The organism is Arthrobacter woluwensis (assembly GCF_030816155.1).
GTDB lineage: Bacteria > Actinomycetota > Actinomycetes > Actinomycetales > Micrococcaceae > Arthrobacter_E > Arthrobacter_E woluwensis_A.
Map to the genome: position 1 here is coordinate 130,814 of NZ_JAUSXR010000001.1, position 16,011 is coordinate 146,824.

The 16,011-nt window shown below is 66.3% G+C and carries 17 protein-coding genes and 1 pseudogene; 8 read left to right on the forward strand and 10 right to left on the reverse strand.

Annotation, left to right across the window (positions count from 1 at the left end):
• Nucleotides 1-125 precede the first annotated feature (125 nt).
• Nucleotides 126-890 (forward strand): MerR family transcriptional regulator, encoded by a 765-nt coding sequence (locus tag QFZ52_RS00585; RefSeq protein ID WP_307495690.1) that lies wholly within the window; start codon nucleotides 126-128, stop codon nucleotides 888-890.
• Between the two features lie 20 nt (nucleotides 891-910).
• Here QFZ52_RS00585 and QFZ52_RS00590 read toward each other — a convergent pair whose 3' ends face one another.
• The 4 genes from QFZ52_RS00590 to QFZ52_RS00605 form a co-directional block, all read right to left on the reverse strand.
• Entirely contained in the window at nucleotides 911-1,354 is a 444-nt protein-coding gene (locus QFZ52_RS00590) for an NUDIX domain-containing protein (protein WP_307495691.1), read from the reverse strand.
• Nucleotides 1,355-1,438: 84 nt separating this feature from the next.
• On the reverse strand, nucleotides 1,439-2,740 hold the full coding sequence (locus QFZ52_RS00595; protein ID WP_307495692.1) for an MFS transporter: 1,302 nt from the start codon (nucleotides 2,738-2,740) through the stop codon (nucleotides 1,439-1,441).
• A gap of 56 nt (nucleotides 2,741-2,796) precedes the next feature.
• On the reverse strand, nucleotides 2,797-3,639 hold the full coding sequence (locus QFZ52_RS00600) for an alpha/beta fold hydrolase (protein WP_307495693.1): 843 nt from the start codon (nucleotides 3,637-3,639) through the stop codon (nucleotides 2,797-2,799).
• A 28-nt stretch (nucleotides 3,640-3,667) separates the two neighbouring features.
• Nucleotides 3,668-4,120 (reverse strand): GNAT family N-acetyltransferase, encoded by a 453-nt coding sequence (locus tag QFZ52_RS00605; RefSeq protein WP_307495694.1) that lies wholly within the window; start codon nucleotides 4,118-4,120, stop codon nucleotides 3,668-3,670.
• Nucleotides 4,121-4,576: 456 nt separating this feature from the next.
• On the opposite strand from QFZ52_RS00605, the gene QFZ52_RS00610 reads away from it, so the two are divergent.
• From QFZ52_RS00610 to QFZ52_RS00635, 6 genes and pseudogenes are all read left to right on the forward strand, one after another.
• On the forward strand, nucleotides 4,577-5,782 hold the full coding sequence (locus QFZ52_RS00610) for a branched-chain amino acid ABC transporter substrate-binding protein (RefSeq protein ID WP_307495695.1): 1,206 nt from the start codon (nucleotides 4,577-4,579) through the stop codon (nucleotides 5,780-5,782).
• A gap of 81 nt (nucleotides 5,783-5,863) precedes the next feature.
• A pseudogene (locus tag QFZ52_RS00615) lies at nucleotides 5,864-6,100 on the forward strand (ABC transporter permease subunit); the annotation flags it as partial.
• Nucleotides 6,101-6,197: 97 nt separating this feature from the next.
• Nucleotides 6,198-6,896, forward strand: coding sequence for a branched-chain amino acid ABC transporter permease (locus tag QFZ52_RS00620; RefSeq protein ID WP_307495696.1), 699 nt, complete (start codon nucleotides 6,198-6,200; stop codon nucleotides 6,894-6,896).
• A complete protein-coding gene (locus QFZ52_RS00625) occupies nucleotides 6,893-8,089 on the forward strand; it encodes a branched-chain amino acid ABC transporter permease (protein ID WP_307495697.1) in 1,197 nt (398 codons plus the stop codon). Before QFZ52_RS00620 ends, QFZ52_RS00625 begins: the two co-directional genes overlap by 4 nt.
• Nucleotides 8,082-8,969 carry an ABC transporter ATP-binding protein gene (locus QFZ52_RS00630; RefSeq protein ID WP_307495698.1) on the forward strand — a complete coding sequence of 296 codons (888 nt, stop codon included), beginning with the start codon at nucleotides 8,082-8,084 and terminating at the stop codon, nucleotides 8,967-8,969. The genes QFZ52_RS00625 and QFZ52_RS00630 overlap by 8 nt, the downstream gene beginning before the upstream one ends.
• A complete protein-coding gene (locus QFZ52_RS00635; protein ID WP_278268010.1) occupies nucleotides 8,956-9,669 on the forward strand; it encodes an ABC transporter ATP-binding protein in 714 nt (237 codons plus the stop codon). Before QFZ52_RS00630 ends, QFZ52_RS00635 begins: the two co-directional genes overlap by 14 nt.
• Nucleotides 9,670-9,780: 111 nt before the next feature.
• Here the strand turns inward: QFZ52_RS00635 and QFZ52_RS00640 are convergent, their stop codons facing one another.
• The 6 genes from QFZ52_RS00640 to QFZ52_RS00665 form a co-directional block, all read right to left on the reverse strand.
• On the reverse strand, nucleotides 9,781-10,221 hold the full coding sequence (locus tag QFZ52_RS00640) for an SRPBCC family protein (protein ID WP_307495699.1): 441 nt from the start codon (nucleotides 10,219-10,221) through the stop codon (nucleotides 9,781-9,783).
• Nucleotides 10,222-10,287: 66 nt separating this feature from the next.
• Nucleotides 10,288-10,764, reverse strand: coding sequence for an adenylyltransferase/cytidyltransferase family protein (locus tag QFZ52_RS00645; protein WP_307495700.1), 477 nt, complete (start codon nucleotides 10,762-10,764; stop codon nucleotides 10,288-10,290).
• A 140-nt stretch (nucleotides 10,765-10,904) separates the two neighbouring features.
• Nucleotides 10,905-11,891: a cyclase family protein gene (locus QFZ52_RS00650; RefSeq protein WP_307495701.1), complete on the reverse strand. Its 987-nt coding sequence runs from the start codon at nucleotides 11,889-11,891 to the stop codon at nucleotides 10,905-10,907.
• Nucleotides 11,881-12,144, reverse strand: coding sequence for a hypothetical protein (locus QFZ52_RS00655; RefSeq protein ID WP_307495702.1), 264 nt, complete (start codon nucleotides 12,142-12,144; stop codon nucleotides 11,881-11,883). Before QFZ52_RS00655 ends, QFZ52_RS00650 begins: the two co-directional genes overlap by 11 nt.
• 61 nt (nucleotides 12,145-12,205) lie before the next feature.
• Entirely contained in the window at nucleotides 12,206-13,627 is a 1,422-nt protein-coding gene (locus QFZ52_RS00660; RefSeq protein WP_307495703.1) for a TRAP transporter large permease subunit, read from the reverse strand.
• A complete protein-coding gene (locus QFZ52_RS00665) occupies nucleotides 13,624-14,973 on the reverse strand; it encodes a DUF1932 domain-containing protein (RefSeq protein WP_307495704.1) in 1,350 nt (449 codons plus the stop codon). The genes QFZ52_RS00660 and QFZ52_RS00665 overlap by 4 nt, the downstream gene beginning before the upstream one ends.
• 263 nt (nucleotides 14,974-15,236) lie before the next feature.
• Between QFZ52_RS00665 and QFZ52_RS00670 the strand changes: the two genes are divergently transcribed.
• On the forward strand, nucleotides 15,237-15,971 hold the full coding sequence (locus QFZ52_RS00670; protein ID WP_307495705.1) for an IclR family transcriptional regulator: 735 nt from the start codon (nucleotides 15,237-15,239) through the stop codon (nucleotides 15,969-15,971).
• Nucleotides 15,972-16,011: the final 40 nt, after the last annotated feature.

Consider the following 16,011-nt stretch of genomic DNA (forward strand, 5'->3'; position numbering starts at 1 on the left):
GGTTCTCGACAGGGACATCGTCTGGGACGCCGGTTCGGGATGACGGCCGGAGGGGTGGTGGCGGAGCCGCCGTTCTGCGGGGCGTTGACCTTGACACGGTGTGATGCATTCTGATGGGGGCTGACATGTTGAGTATCGGAGAGATCGCGCACAGCACCGGGGTTTCGCGGCGCATGCTGCGGCACTGGGAGAACGAGGGGCTGCTGGCCCCGGCCGTCGTCGACCCGGCGACGGGCTACCGGCGTTACCAGGACAGCCAGTTGGGCCGGGTGAGAGCCATAGCCGAACTGCGTACGCTCGGGTTCGGTCTCGCGGAGATCGGGCAGCTGCTCGATCCGCGGCTCGGACGGACCACGCTGGAATCACTGCTGACCCATCAAGAGGACGCCCTCCAGCAGCAGATCACCGAAGCCTCGGCACGTCTGGTTCACGTCCGGCGCCGGCTGGACATCATCCGGAGCGAATCACAGGAGATCGCCATGAATCTGACCCTCACCGCGCTGCCCGCAGTGGAATTCTGGGGCCTGAGCACCACCGTCCTCGACGAAACGGAGATCGGCCACGCGGTGCATGACCTGCGACGGCGACTGCCGTGGGCTGGTGACGAGCTGGTTCTGCTGTACGACGGAACGAGCGATGACCGGATCACCGTGTCGGCCGGGACGATCGTCCGTCCCGAGTCTGAAGTGGCCGGGAAGATCGTCGCACAGGAAGCCGCGGCCGGAGTGAGCGTCGATTTCGACGTCCTACCGGAGAACATCGCCGATGCCTGGGTCCTCATCGAAACCGAGCTGGATAAGCGGCGCTTGGCCAGTTTCGGGGTGTACCGGCAGATCCACGGTTCGAACGGAGGAGTCACACTGCAGGCGCCCATCCGAGAGCGCCACTGAAGGGTCTCCGGCAGGCCGGGTCACCCGTGGGCGTCGTCGATCACCCGGTCGATCCACCGGTGACGTGGGAGGTTCTTGATGGCGCCCCGCGGGAACCAGCCGAGTTCCAGCAGTTCCTCCAAGGCGGGCTTCGGCTCGTCCAGCAGCTCGCAATCGTAGGCCGTGGTCACGTATCCGACGCGATCGCCGTTGGGGTAGGTGGTCATCAGGTGTGGTCCTCCATAAGCGCCGACGATTCCGCGGATGCGGATGCGCGCCCCGGTCTCTTCGGACACTTCGCGGGCCAGCGCCTCCGCGGGTTCTTCGGCGGGCTCGACCCCGCCACCGATGAGGCTCCACAGACCCGAGTGGCGGTGCCGGGCGAGCAGGAACCGATCACCATGCCTGATGACGGCCGTGACCCCCGGCAGAAGGAGGAGATCGTTCCCGATTCGTGAGCGTATCGAGGCAACGTAGTCGGACATCGGCATTTTCAGAGTCTACGGACGGGACGCGGTGAGGTTCGACGCGTGTCGCACTCGGCGTCGCTCGTCATCGCGCGGATCCGGTCAGATGGAGGCTCTCGAAACGTCTTCATGCCGGGCCTGGCGCAGGGGTGAGAAGGCGACGATCAGCGCGGCGATCAGGAATACGAGCGCCGCCAATCCGAGACTGACCTGGTACCCCAGCCAGGTCGCCAGTCCACCTGCTGCCAGCGCCCCACAGAAGAAGACGATCCGGTTCGTGGTGCGGATGGTCGCGTTCATGCGTCCCTGAATCCCGTCGGGCGCAGCCGCCTGACGATAGGAGATCTCGTTGGCGTCTTCGATTCCCATCGAAAGACCGTAAAGGAACTGAGCGCCCGCCAAGAGAGCGATCGGCCCGGCAGGGCCGCCGGCCGGGTTGAGCGGTGCGAGCGCCAGGACGGCCCAGGGCACGACGACGAGACAGCGGCCGAAGAGGATGGCTCGCCCTGCGCCGATCCTGGCGCCGATCGACGGGGAGAGCAGCGCTCCGAGGAAGCCGCCCACCCCGCCGAACGCCAGAGCGACCCCCAGCGCCCATGCGGGCATCGCGAGCTCGCGCAGCACGAACACCGCGAAAACCGTGACGACGATGCTGTTCCCGAGGAACCAGGTGTGCACCGAGAGAGCGAGCGGTCGCAGGGTCCTGTGGCCGTACGTGAAACGCATGCCTTCTGCGATGTCGTGGCCGATGTGCCGGCCTTGCGGACGCGGCGGAGGCGCCGTCTCTGCGACTCTGATCTGCGACTGCAGCACGGCGGAGACCGCATGCATCACTGCTTCGAAGGCGAACAGAGCCGGTGCCCCGAGCAGAGTGAAGAGTGCGCCACCGAGGGCCGGCCCGGCAGTGCCCGCGACGGTCTCGCTCTGCCCGAGGCGTGCGTTCGCCGACACCAGCATGGAGCGCGGGACCAGGTGCGGCAAAAACGGCTGCTCCGCGGACTGGGCGAACAGCGTCAAGATGCCCAGCGCGAGGACCACTGCTGCGAGGGTCCAGAAGCTGAGTGCGTTGCACAGGATCAGAACGGGAATGGCTGCGAGAACGATCGCCCGGCCGACGCTGGTCAGGACCAACGTGCGCTGGCGATTCCAGCGGTCCATCAGGGCGCCGATGATCAATCCGAGGAACAGGTACGGGACGACACTGAGCGCGCTCAGGATCCCGATCTGGAACGGTGTCGCGGCGATGACCGTGACGATCAGTATCTGGAAAGCGACGCCGGCGATCGTGCTCCCGACGGCACGGATGGTCGTAGCACTCCAGAACAGCCGGAACGCCCGGAAACTGAGCGCCTCGGGCGGACGTCCGGCGTCGACAGCATCAGTGCGACCGCCGCGATCGTTCATGCAGTCAGCTTACAAAGCGCTGGTTCGCCGAGTCCGGCCGCTTCTGATTGAACCACTCAATCCTCGTCGTGGGCGGCGAGGAATTCCCTGACCTGGAGGTGAGGAGCCGGGTCGCCGATCCAATACGCATGACGGGCGCCCGGAACCAAGAGGGTTGTGGCGTGCGGGATGTGACGGCCCAGGATTTCAGCGTTTTCCGGGTCCGCGAGTCGGTCGTCGGTGCCGTGAACGATCAGCGTGGGCGTCCTGATGCTCTCCAGCCTCGGGCCGTCCCGGCGGTCGGAGGCCGCCCCGTGAATGCGCGCCGCTTCCGGGGAAGCGGGAGCGGGAAGCACGCTGAACACCTTGTCCGGGTTCTTGGCGATCCAGGCATCAGGATAGAAAAGGGCAGCGAGTGCTTGCGGGTCTCCGGACGCCAGAGCACTCAGGGCTCCAGCAGGCCGGGGTAGTCCGCGCTCGTCACCGACCGACGTTCCGCCCAGCACCAGGGCCACTACACGCTCCGCATTCTCGGCCCCCAGCCACTGCGCGATTCGGCCTCCCATGGAATGGCCGTAAACGTGGACTCTGTCGAACCCTGCCGCATCCAGGATCGTCACGATGTCCGCTGCGAAATCTCTGGCTGACCACCCAGGGGTGAACGATGACGTGCTGAGGCCCGTTCCCCGATGGTCGAAGAGGATGGTCGTCCTGTCCTGGAAGTCCTCACGAGCGGAGTCCCACCCGTGATGATCGAGGGCTCTGCCTTGGATCAGCAGGAGGGGAAGCCCGACGTGCGACGCTCCTCGACGCACCTCGAACCAGAGCCGCCCGCCGTCGTATGTCTCCACGAAAGTCATGAACCGAAAGTACTTCCGGGTTCCGACAATAAAGAGGTAAAGGGGCTCGGTCTCGGCCACGAGGGCAAGAACGGGAGATCACCGCAAGTCAGGAACGGCCGTTCGGCGGTCTTCTGGTTCGCAGCGTCATGAAGACGTCGACCTCGTCCTCGTGGTCCGCAACAAACCCGACCCGCTCATAGAGACGGCGAGCCGCGCTTCCTTGCAGCACGTTGAGGCGGGTGACTCCGTGGTGCGGCTCATTCAGCACCGACTGGAGGACGGACGATCCGATTCCCCGTCCCTGCACGTCCGGTGACAAGTAGAAGTGCTCGATCCAGCGGACGTTCCCGTCGGGGCGGGCCGTGATCGACCCCACCTCGGCTCCATCCGAGATGACGATCCTGGACCACTCGGGCACGAAGGCCTTGCGCATTCGTTCGCGCACCAGCACATCGTCATACCGGCCGAGGCGCTCGAGGTCGGCCCGAAGGACGACGGCTCGGAGCTCCACCAACCAGTCGATGTCACCGGGCACGCTGGGACGCAGGGTAAAAGCCATGCCGATGACAGTATCAAGGGCTGCCTGTGGAGTCCCGCCCCGCCTTACACCACGTCGCGTAATCGACTCTTTACACGAACGTGATCTCCAGGAATCCAAGCGTCGCCCCATGAGCCCTACGCTCACTTCAGCGGGTGCGGCACATCACGGCTGGTGTGCCGCATTTCATCGTTCTTCCTCCGCCGGCTGGTGGGAGGAAGAGCCGATGGTCAGGCTCGACGGCGGCCACGCACCTCATCCGCGGAGGCGCCTGCGCGCCTGCGGCCAGGTCCCCACGGGTTGTGGCTGGTGAGGCGACGTATTCGTTATCAAACCCTGACGCCAAAGTGTGGCCTATGTCACATTGCCGGGAGTACGCTCTTGGAAGTGCTCGTGGCAACACCGTCACGGACACATGAATCAGACCCTGATTTGGCGCGGAGGCCACTTATGTACAGGAAGAAAGCCCTCTCAGTCATGGCTACGGCGGTGGCACTCGGCATGGTGATGTCCGGCTGCGCCAACCAGAGCGGCTCGGGCTCCACGGCCACCTCGGGTGGCGATGGAGGCAAGGTGAACATCCCCGCGATCTCCAAGGTGGATGTCCCCTCGGCCGCGGTGCTCCCTGCCGGGGACGGCAAGGCCAAGTGCCCTGACTCCACCACGATCGCCTACGCCGGCGCCGAAACCGGTCCCAATGCCCAATTGGGCATCAACATCTTCAACGGCATCCAGCTGGCCGTCAATCAGCACAACGCCGCCAACCCTGGTTGTAAGGTCCAGTTCAAGAAGTTCGACACGGAAGGCGATCCCAACAAGGCCACCGGTCCTGTCACGCAGATCGTCTCGGAAGCGGACATCATCGGCGTCGTCGGCCTGCCGTTCTCCGGAGAGTCCAAGGCCACGGGCAACATCTTCGAACAGAAGGGCCTGGTGCACATCACGCCTTCCGCCACCAACCCGAATCTGACCAAGAACGGCTGGACCACCTTCTACCGCGCTCTCGGCAATGACGCCGTCCAGGGCCCGGCCGCGGCCAAGTTCCTCACGGACAAGCTGATGGCCAAGAAGGTCTACGTCGTGCAGGACGACTCGGACTACGGCATCGGTCTGGGCACCCAGACCTCTCAGGCCCTCGGTTCCGCCATGGTCGGTTCCGACAAGGTCATCACCGGCCAGAAGGACTTCTCCGCGGTGATCTCCAAGATCATGAACTCCAAGGCTGACACGGTCTACTACGCCGGGTACTACGCCGAAGCCGCACCCTTCGACCAGCAGCTGGTGGCCAAGGGCTTCACCGGTTCCTTCGTGGGCCCGGACGGTGTGAAGGACGGCCAGTTCATCAAGCAGGCCGGCGATGCTTCCACCAACTCCTTCTTCACCTGCCCGTGCATCCCGGGTGAGCTGATCCCGTCCTTCGAGTCCGAGTACAAGAAGCTGACCAACGCCGAACCGGGCACCTACTCGATCGAAGGTTACGACGCCGCCACCGTGCTGCTGTCCGGCATCGATCACGGTAAGCAGACCCGGGCGGACCTTCTCGCGTGGGTCAAGGCCTACGACGCCGATGGCCTCTCCAAGCACTACAAGTGGGATTCCACCGGCGAACTGGCGACTCCTGATGTTTACGGCTACAAGGTCGAAAACGGCAAGATCGCCCCGATCGGCGTGATCGGCAAGTAAGGTCGGCAGTTTCAACAGAATGCTGGGGGTATGCGACATCTGTACCCCCAGCATTTCTCTTGATCACCTCAGGAAGCTCCTATGATCAGTGAAGCAATCCCCAGCCTCATCCACGCCGTGCCACTGGCAGTGCCCACGGACGACACCTGGATCACCTTCGACGTCGACTCCCTGGCCCAGAACTTCTGGAGCTCCACGTTCGACGGCCTCACCTTCGGCGCCATCTACGCTCTTGTAGCCCTGGGCTACACCCTCGTGTATGGCGTCCTCAACCTCATCAACTTCGCCCACTCTGAAGTGTTCATCGTCGGCTGTTACGGCGTGTTCTTCACCCTCAGCGCGCTGAACTTCGGCCCGTCCGCACCTCATCTGCCGTTCTGGGCCATCGTGGGCAATCTGATCCTGGGCGCTCGTGGTGGCCATCATCGCCTCGGCCCTCACCGCCGTCGTCGTGGAGCGCGTGGCATACAAACCGCTGCGCAAGCGCAAAGCCCCCCGGCTGGCGTTCCTCATCACCGCGATCGGTGTCTCCTTCGCCATCCAGTACCTCATCTACTGGTGGCGCGGACCCAGCCCGGAAGCGGCGCTGACCATGTTCCGGCCGCTCCCCATCTTCGAGGTGTTCGGCACCATCATCGATTCCCAGCAGCTGGTGATCATCATCGCCGCCGTCATCCTGATGGTGGCCACGGACCAGTTCATCCGGAAGTCCAAGACGGGCCGCGGCATCCGCGCCGTGGCGCAGGATCCGGACACCGCGACACTCATGGGTGTCAACAAGGAGAAGATCATCCTCACCACCTTCGCGATCGGCGGTGTCCTGGCCGGAGCGGCAGCCCTGTTCTACGTCATGAAGATCCCGTCCGGCGTGCAGTACAACGGCGGGTTCATCCTCGGCGTCAAGGCCTTCGCCGCGGCGGTCCTGGGCGGTATCGGCAATGTGCGCGGCGCCCTGCTGGGCGGCCTGCTGATCGGCCTGATCGGCAACTACGGGCAGGTGCTGCTGGGCAGTTCGCAGTGGACGGACGTCGTGGCGTTCGTGGTCCTGGTCCTCGTCCTCGTGGTCCGTCCCGAAGGCATCCTCGGAAGCTCGCTTGGAAAGAGTAAGGCATGAGCACCACAGACGGCCCGACCCTCATCCCCGACTCCGCCGCAGATCAGGCGATCGCCGACCGCGAAGCCAAGGGGCGCCGTCGTCAAGGCTGGTTCCCCGGCCTCGGCGACAAATGGAACGCCCTGCCGCGTCACATCCAGTGGCTCTGGCTCATGGTGATCGTGGTCATCGCGTACCTGCTGCCCATCCTGAACCCTCCGTTCATCACCACGGAACCCGGCAACAACTGGCAGATCGCCCTGGCGCAGATGGCGGTCTACGCGCTGGTAGCGGTCGGCCTGAACGTGGTGGTCGGTTATGCCGGCCTCCTGGACCTCGGCTACGTGGCGTTCTTCGCCGTCGGCTCCTACACGGCGGCCATGTTCACCAGCCCGGATTCGCCCTACCTCCACATCCCGTACCTGTGGACCCTTCCGCTGGCCATGGCGATCACCATGTTCTTCGGGGTGCTGCTGGGCGTTCCGACGCTGCGTCTGCGCGGTGACTACCTGGCGATCGTCACGCTCGGCTTCGGTGAGATCGTGCGCATTCTGGCCACCATCATCCCGGCCATGAAAGGCCAGGTCGGTTTCCAGAACGTGGGCCATCCTCCGGGGACGGACTCCGACGGCCAGCCGATCTTCCTGAACTCGAACGGCACCCCCTGGTACTGGCTCACACTGACGGTCATCATCATCGTGCTGCTCCTGGCCGGCAACCTGGAGCGCAGTCGCGTGGGCCGCGCCTGGATCGCCATCCGCGAGGACGAGGACGCCGCGGAGATCATGGGCGTCCCCACCTTCAAGTACAAGGTGTGGGCGTTCGCCATCGGCGCGTCCGTGGGCGGTCTGTCCGGCGCCCTGTTCGCAGGGCAGGTGGGCTTCGTGAACAACCAGAAGTTCGACATCGCCACCTCCATCCTGTTCCTGGCCGCCGTGGTGCTGGGCGGCACGGGTAACAAGGTCGGCGCCATCCTGGGCGGCGCCCTGGTGGCGTACATCCCGCTGCGGTTCACCGCGGTCGCGGAGTTCAAGTACCTGATCTTCGGTGTGGCACTCGTGCTCATCATGATCTTCCGTTCCGGCGGGCTGCTTCCGGCACGTCAGCGTCTGCTGGCCTACGGGCGGCTGGCGTACAACAAGCTGAAGGAACCTCAGACGGGCCGACGCGCCCAGGTGATCACCGACGGCGGGAAGGCGGGCGGACATGAGTGAAGCAGTCGAACCGGAAATCGACGTCGAAGCGCTGAAAGAGCAGGGCGTGGACCTTAAAGTGGCCGAGAAGGTCGCTCCGGAACGGGACATTTCGGTCAATGTGGGCGAACCCCTGGTCCAGGTGAAGAACCTGACCATGAAGTTCGGCGGTCTCACGGCCCTGGACGACGTCACGTTCGACATCAACCGCGGCGAGATCCTCGGTCTGATCGGTCCCAACGGCGCGGGGAAGACCACCTGCTTCAACGCGATGACAGGCGTCTACAAGCCGACGTCGGGGACGGTCACCCTGGAAGGCAAGCCTCTCAACGGGCTGCCTCAGCACAAGATCACCCGGCGCGGCCTGGCCCGCACCTTCCAGAACATCCGCCTTTTCGGCGAGATGACCGCCCTGGAGAACGTGGTGGTGGGACTGGACGCCCGTCACAAGACGAGCGTGGGCGGCGCCCTGCTCCGCCTTCCCACCCATGTCCGGGAGGAGAAGTCCGCCATCGAACGCGGCATGGCCCTCCTGGAATTCGTCGGCATCGCGGATCATGCGCAGTTCCTGTCCCGGCATCTGCCGTACGGCTACCAGCGAAGGCTCGAAATCGCCCGCGCTCTGGCCACGGACCCCAAGGTCCTGTGCCTGGACGAGCCGGCCGCCGGCTTCAACCCGGCGGAGAAGGAAGAGCTCATGGCGCTCATCCGGACCATCCGCGACGACGGCTACACGGTCCTGCTGATCGAGCACGACATGAAGCTGGTCATGGGGGTGACGGACCGCATCGTCGTGCTGGAATTCGGCAAGAAGATCGCCGACGCCGCGCCCAAGGAGATCCGCGAAGACCCGAAAGTCATATCCGCCTACCTCGGGGAGCCTGAAGATGAGCTTGCTTGAGCTGAAGAACGTGTCCGTGCACTACGGGCGCATCCAGGCCATTCACAACATGTCCTTCACCGTGGACGAAGGGGAGATCGTCTCCCTGATCGGCGCCAACGGCGCCGGGAAGACCACCACGATGCGGACCGTGTCCGGCCTGCTGAATCCGTCCGCCGGGAGCATCAGCTTCATGGGTCAGGACATCACGTCCATGAAGGCCCACCTCCGGGTGGTCAAGGGCATCTCCCAGGCGCCGGAAGGCCGCGGCATCTTCCCCGGCATGACGGTCATGGAGAACCTGGGTATGGGCTCGTACGGCCGCAAGGACACCTCCGGGATCGCCAAGGACCTCGAGCGGGTCTTCGACCTCTTCCCGAGACTGAAGGAGCGGTCCAAGCAGTTCGGCGGCACCATGAGCGGCGGCGAGCAGCAGATGCTGGCCATCGGCCGGGCGCTCATGTCCAACCCGAAGCTGCTGCTGCTGGACGAGCCGTCCATGGGTCTGGCCCCGCAGTTCATCCGCCAGATCTTCAAGATCGTCACGGAGATCAACAACCAGGGCACCACGGTGCTGCTCGTGGAGCAGAACGCCAATCAGGCCCTGGCCCGCTCGCACCGTGCGTTCGTCCTGGAGACCGGGTCAATCACCCACCAGGGGACCGGCAAGGAACTGATGGCCAACCCGGCGATCAAGGAGGCGTACCTCGGCGTCGCCTGAGGTGTTCCTGAACTGACTCCTACGCGGAGGCCCCCGGGACCGCAACGGTTCCGGGGGCCTCTGTGTATCAGGGGCGACGACGACGGCGAGCCGGTGCGCGCCCCGCCGTCGTCAGCGCTGCTCCAGGATCCTCTTGAGGGTGGCGAGATCCTTCGTCGTCGCGGCCTTCATCGCGAGGCTCATGAACGGCGTGAGAATCGCGCCGAACCCGGACGGAGCGCCCGTGTTCCGCAGCGTCATCACGGTCCCGTCACCCTCGGCCGACCACGCGTAGGCGGTGTGCATCGGGAACGGGCCGTCGGAGGTCCGCATGACGAGCCGCCGTCCGGGTTCGTACTCGGTGATCTCGTAGGTGTAGCTGAGCCGCCGCCCGAGGAAGTGGGCCACGAAGTCCATCTGAGCGCCGACGCCGAGCGGCGTCTCCGGGGTATGGAGCGTGACGGACTTGATGTTTGCATACCACTCCGGCGCGTTCAGCGGGTCGGCGGCGTACTCGGCGACGACGGCGACGGGGCGGTTGATCACTGTTCTGACGGTGATGTCGACGTTCATGGGTCCTCACAGGTGGTGTGCAGTGATCGGGCTGGACTTCGGAACCTGGCGGGGAGTCCGCCGAGGTTATGGGCGGTCGGCCTTCTCGGCTTCCTTGGCCGCCACGATACGGCGCAGGCCGGAGCTGGAGAAGCGGTGGTCGCGGCTGTTGAAGTACAACTCGATCCCACTCTCTTCGCAGTACTCGCGTCCGGTGAAATCCTTCTCCATGTACTCATCGCCCACGATCCGGACGTCGAGCTTGAAGGACCGCAGAATGTCCTCCAGGTCCTGTTCCGTGGAGTACGGCACGATCTCGTCGACGTACTGGCAGCCGCGGAGCTGGATGTAGCGTTCCACGACCGTCTGAGTGGGCGCGTTCTTCTCCGGGCGGTCCAGCGTGGGATCCATCTGCAGCCCGCAGATCAGGTAATCGCACTGGCGCTTCGCCTCGGCGAGCATCATGATGTGCCCGGCGTGGAGCAGATCGAAGGTGGAGAAGGTGATACCGACCCGGGGTCCGGGGTTGTAGTCCTGGGTGCGGCCTTCGGCGGTGTTCGTCATGGGCTGTCCTCTCAGTACGGGTGAAGGAGGGCCGCCGATGGTGGGGCGGCCCTCCTCTCACGCTACCGCGCTGATGCGGGGTGGCGGACCACCCTTGTCAGCCCGCGCTCCGTCTTCAGCCCGCGCTCACCGTCGGTCCGTCATCGGATGGCGGTGGCGTTCGGCGGTGAGCCGACACCGCCGACCAGGTTGAGCGGTTTGATGACGCACAAGGCGTCCCATCGGCCCGTCGCCTGGGAGTCGGCGAGGAGGTCTTCGAGATTCCAGAGTTCACCCAGGGGGATGCCGAGTTTGGCGATGAGCTCCTGATGCATCATCCCGGCGTCCTCGGGCGCCGTGTCGAAGTAGTCGCTGTCGAGGGCGACGGGAAGCACTTCGACGGCGAAGGTGTCCGTGGCGAAGACGGAGACCCTGTGGTCCCAGATCCACTGTGCGAGGGAGCGTTTCTGCCGGAACCCGGTCGCCCGCCGCCCCGATCGCACCTCGTCGCGGACCGCGAGCGGCGCTTCGCGGAACCACCGGGCCCATCCGGTGTGGACGAGGACGATGTCACCCGGCTGGACGCGCACCTGCTGACGGGCGCAAGCCTGGTCCAGCAGTTCGGCGTCCAGCGCGGGTCCTTCGCGGTGGTCCAGCGGACGGTCCTGTGCGGCGAGCAGCCCGGCGATGTCGAGCAGGACCGCGCGGCCGACGATGGGTTTCTCGGCCCACAGCTGCACGCCGAGTTCCGGGGTTCCGGGCCGGATCGCGTCGTCGGGCACGCCGTCGTAGAACCCGTATCCGGAAGCCCGGCGGTGACGCAGCCCGTCGAGCTGGGAGCTGGCCTGAGGGAAGAACTCGTGCAGCATGTCGTCGCGCGCCTCCGCATGAGCGGCGGTGATCTCGTGCAGAGGCGCCCGCCTGGCCCGCGACATGGGCGGGTCGAACGCGTCCAGCGGGTAGTCGAGGTTGAACACGGCCCCTCGGGTCACGGTCGCCGCCGCGGCGGCCACCTCCGAGGGGCCCGCGAAGTTCGCGGCGCCCCGCCCGGGGTCGTGGGTGAACACACCCCACGAAGACCCCGGCGGTGTCCTGCCCAGAAGCTCCGCGTACGGGGGTACCGGGCCGGGACCCGGATCAGTGGCCATCGGAGGGCTCGCCGTCGTGGAAGTAGGTCAGGACGAAGGCGAGCAGGCCGGCCGCCGAAGAGAGCCCGAAGGCGTAGGGGCCGATCGTCTCGGCCAGGTCCATCGCGGCCATGCCCTGGCCGAGCGCGACCAGCACGCTCTGACCGAACACGATGACCGCGCCGCCGAGGAGGAACAGCACGGTGGCTGCGGCGAAAAGGTGTGAGCAGACGGCCTCAACGCCGCTGCGCTTCTTGTGAGCATGACCGGTCATGGGCACGTTCCCTTCTGACGGCGACCGCCGAGTGTGGCGTCGCAGGCGTGGATGTTCATGGTTAGACGGGAAGGATCTGGAGTGCGATCAGGGCGCCGACTCCCAGCAGCGGAATGCAGTAGTACTTCAGCAGCGGGATGAACGTCTTCCCCGGATTCACCTCCGCGATGCCGGAGGCGACATAGATCGGGGCTCCCGACGGCGGGGAGGCGCCTTCGGTGGAGGCGAAGATCAGGGCGGCCGCGGCGGCGACGGGGACCGGGACGCCGACACTGGCCATGGTCATCACCGCGACCGGGCCGATCGCGGCCATGGTCGCGCTCGCGGTGAGGGGGACGGCGATCAGGATGATGATCGCGCCGATGGCGAACACCATGATCCACTTCGGCACGTCCAGGTGGGACAGCAGTGACTCGAGCTCGCCGGCGAGTCCGATCTTGCCGAGGAGGTTCGACGCGGCGAACGCGGCGAAGATCGTGATCCCGATGACGCCGAACGGACGGGCTGCGCCCTGCACGAGCGTCCACCACCCGGAGGGCGACTTCGGCAGCGACGACCGGCCCAGGATCAGGATCACGATGAGCATCAGCACCGGGATCCAGGTGAGCAGGCTCAGCACGTCGCTCATCTGGTACGGAACCGGATCGAGCACGGTGCCGTCGCCGAGCTTCCGGCCCGGCTGCTCATGGGCGCTCAGTCCCGTGGTGCCGGACAGCCAGGTGGCGAGCGGTCCGAACGACAGGGCCAGCGGGACGAAGATCGGCACCAGCAGGAAGGACGTGGTCCAGCCTCGGGCGAGACTCGTGCGCACCGGCAGCCGGTCGGAGGCGGGGACAGCGGGAATGCCGTACTTGCGGACGATCCAGAAGGCGACCACCAGGCGGTAGGCAAGCGCCCAGAGCCCGGCGAAGAACAGCGGCATGACGATCTCGTGCGACTGCATCGCGCCCTGCGCGACGAGACCGCCGACGAGGATGAACATGGTGCCCGAGAACGGGAAGCTGACGCCGAAGCCTGCGAGCCCCGAGGCCACGGTCGCCGCGATCTCGGGTTTGACGCCGGACTTCTTCATCCACGGGATGGTGATCGACCCGACCGCCGCCGTGATCGCCGCCCCGATATGGGCGATGGCGCCGAAGACCGCGCCTGCCACGGTCGTGGTGTAGAGGTGGCCGCCGCGGAACCGCCCCAGGAGGGAGTTGAGGAGGTCGACGAGCTTCATCAGCACCGGGGTGCGCTCGAGGATGTAGGAGACGAACACGAACGCGAGGGCCGCGAACATGATCTCTTCGGTGAGCGCATCCGTCACGGACGTCCAGATCATGGTCGGGACGGAGGCCTTCTTGCTGGGCCCGGCCACGAACGCGACCGCGCAGACGGCGACGAACCCGAGCGCCATCGCCTCTCCGATGTTGCGCTTCAGCACGGCATTCCAGACGAGGATGACGACGATGAAGACGACCAGCGCGATGATGGCGATCATGCGATGCTCCCCTCGAGGAGCGCCCGACGGCGGTTCGCTTCGTCCTCCTGGATGGCCAGCGCCCGCGGCAGGGTCTGCCGGGCTTCCGCGGCAGGCACCACGATCACGCCGTCGTCGTCCGCCACGATGAGGTCGCCAGGGGCGACCACGACTCCGCCGATGGCGACGGGCACGTCGATCTGTCCAGGGCCGTTCTTGTAGGGGCCTGCGGGGTTGACCGCCCGTGCCCACGCCGGGAAGCCCATTTCCTCGAGATCCCGCACATCGCGCAGGGCGCCGTCGGCGACGATCCCGACGGCGCCGCGCTTGCGCGCCTTCTCGGCCATCAGTTCACCGAGCAGCGCCCGGTCGGTGTGACCCTGACCGTTGACGGTGAGGAAGTCGCCCGGCTGGACCTTCTCCAGTGCGGCATGCAGGAGCTTGTTGTCTCCCGGCGGCACCCACACGGTGCGTGCCCAGCCCACGGCCTTCGCTCCGGTCCACAGTGCCCGGATTCCGGCGTCGGTCATGCCCATGCGATCCCGTGCGTCGCCGATGTTCGCCACCGGGATGTGCGCGTACGCCTCCGCGAGCTCCGCCCGGTCCGCGGCCGTCCCGACCGCTGCGAGGAGGTGCGATGCCGCTGCCGCGTGGGACATCACGGACCGCACGCCCAGTTCGTCCAGCATGGCCGCGGCTTCCTCGGCCTCGTGCCCGCGGCGTTCGGCGTGCTTGAGCGTTCCCGCGTAGAGGCGCTCGACCCCCGCCGCACCGCCGGCATGCTCCGCCACCAGCTGCTCCAGTGCCCAGTCGCGGGCGCCCATGGCCTCGCCGGCGTCGAGCGTCTCGACGATCAGGGCGCCGAGCCCCTTCATGAACGAGCTGCGCAGGAGCTTCCGGCGCGCGGCATCCCCCGGGAGTCCGCCGATGTCCTCCACCGGAGCTCCCAGAGCGGCGAACACCTCCGCCGCGGGGGCCGACGCCGCGCCGCTGATCACGACCGGTGTGGCCGCGCCGTGCTCAGGAACCGATCCGGTCACCGCGACGTCGGCGTAGCGCGCTTCGCCGACGACGGCGGCGACAGTGGTCTTGATCTCCGGAGCGGCGGAGTTCATGTCGATGAACAGTGTCCTCTCTCCGAGATACCCGGCCACCGACGTCGCCGCCGGCACGGCCGCGCGGCCGCCCACCAAGCACAGCACGACCTCCGCGTTCTCCACCACCTCCTGGGCGGTCGTCTTGCGCTCCACCCCTTCCGGAGTGGTGACCGGGGCGGGGTCGAAACCCGCCACCGTCCAGCCGAGCCCGAGCAGGCCTTTCGCATACAGGGTCCCGGCTTCGCCGAGACCGATCATTGCTACATGCACCTTTGCATCCATTCTATGAGAGAACATCTCACTGTATGGTAAGTGTGGGTTTTGCCCTCCGCAAGGGTTTTCTGCCGGAAGCGCGGAACGGGACGGTTCGTGACAGGGCTGTCCCGAGCTGTGAAACGGCGCGTGTGGGGCGGATAAGCTGGTGCCGACGAGCCGCACACTCGCGCAGCGGTCACGCGTGAAGCGTCACCGGGCCCGGTGTGGTCATTCGTCGTGGTCCGGAGGTTCCGGATGCGTGCAACGAAGAGGATGAGATGGTGGCTGCGAACTCCCCGATGCGCTCGCTGGAACGGGCTATCGACGTGCTTGAGGTGCTCGACAGTGCCGCAGGTTCCCTCCGGCTCAATGAAGTGGCCCGTCGCGCGGATCTCCCGGTCGCCACCACTCAGAGGATCCTCGCGGTCCTGGAGTCGCGTGACCGGGTGGAGCGTGACGGTTACGGATACCGGCCGGGCATCGCGCTCACCTTCGGAGCGCACGCCTTCTCCACCACGAACCCCCTCATCAGAGCCGCGCGCCCGGTGCTGATCGAACTCGCCAACCTCACCGGCCTCGCGGCGACCCTGTACCGCGAGCACCATGGGCAGCGGGTCGCCTTGTCCCGTGCGGGAGTCTCCAGCCACTTCGGTTACGAACTGGTCGTCGGATCGCGCCTGCCGCTCACGAGCGGAGGCGGCAAGGCCCTCCTGGCGCAGCTCGACGACGCGCAGATCGAGCACGTGCTGGCGACCTCGGGGGACTCCATCGCTGATCCCGACGCGCTCCGCGAGGACCTCGCCCGGATCCGGGAGCGCGGCTATTCGATCTCCCGCGAAGAGCGCGAACCCGGAGTCGCGAGCGTCGCTGCCGCGGTTCCTCGGGAGTCCGGCATCCTCGCCGCCGTGCAGGTCACCGGCACGGTGGACGATTTCCCTGACGAGCACACGGCCGAGATGGGCCGGAAAGTCCGTCAGGCCGCCAACGCGATCGGCAACGGGCTTCTCATCTGAGTGTCCGTCGCCGAATCAGACGCCCCCGAGTGTCGAGACA

Bases quoted from the DNA above. Each gene is read 5' to 3' on its own strand.
- QFZ52_RS00630 (WP_307495698.1), top strand. From the start codon at position 8,082: ATGAGTGAAGCAGTCGAACCGGAAATCGACGTCGAAGCGCTGAAAGAG.
- QFZ52_RS00670 (WP_307495705.1), top strand. From the start codon at position 15,237: ATGGTGGCTGCGAACTCCCCGATGCGCTCGCTGGAACGGGCTATCGAC.
- QFZ52_RS00640 (WP_307495699.1), bottom strand. From the start codon at position 10,221: ATGAACGTCGACATCACCGTCAGAACAGTGATCAACCGCCCCGTCGCC.
- QFZ52_RS00595 (WP_307495692.1), bottom strand. From the start codon at position 2,740: ATGAACGATCGCGGCGGTCGCACTGATGCTGTCGACGCCGGACGTCCG.
- QFZ52_RS00585 (WP_307495690.1), top strand. From the start codon at position 126: ATGTTGAGTATCGGAGAGATCGCGCACAGCACCGGGGTTTCGCGGCGC.
- QFZ52_RS00605 (WP_307495694.1), bottom strand. From the start codon at position 4,120: ATGGCTTTTACCCTGCGTCCCAGCGTGCCCGGTGACATCGACTGGTTG.
- QFZ52_RS00645 (WP_307495700.1), bottom strand. From the start codon at position 10,764: ATGACGAACACCGCCGAAGGCCGCACCCAGGACTACAACCCCGGACCC.
- QFZ52_RS00625 (WP_307495697.1), top strand. From the start codon at position 6,893: ATGAGCACCACAGACGGCCCGACCCTCATCCCCGACTCCGCCGCAGAT.
- QFZ52_RS00635 (WP_278268010.1), top strand. From the start codon at position 8,956: ATGAGCTTGCTTGAGCTGAAGAACGTGTCCGTGCACTACGGGCGCATC.
- QFZ52_RS00590 (WP_307495691.1), bottom strand. From the start codon at position 1,354: ATGTCCGACTACGTTGCCTCGATACGCTCACGAATCGGGAACGATCTC.
- QFZ52_RS00655 (WP_307495702.1), bottom strand. From the start codon at position 12,144: ATGACCGGTCATGCTCACAAGAAGCGCAGCGGCGTTGAGGCCGTCTGC.
- QFZ52_RS00610 (WP_307495695.1), top strand. From the start codon at position 4,577: ATGGCTACGGCGGTGGCACTCGGCATGGTGATGTCCGGCTGCGCCAAC.
- QFZ52_RS00650 (WP_307495701.1), bottom strand. From the start codon at position 11,891: ATGGCCACTGATCCGGGTCCCGGCCCGGTACCCCCGTACGCGGAGCTT.
- QFZ52_RS00660 (WP_307495703.1), bottom strand. From the start codon at position 13,627: ATGATCGCCATCATCGCGCTGGTCGTCTTCATCGTCGTCATCCTCGTC.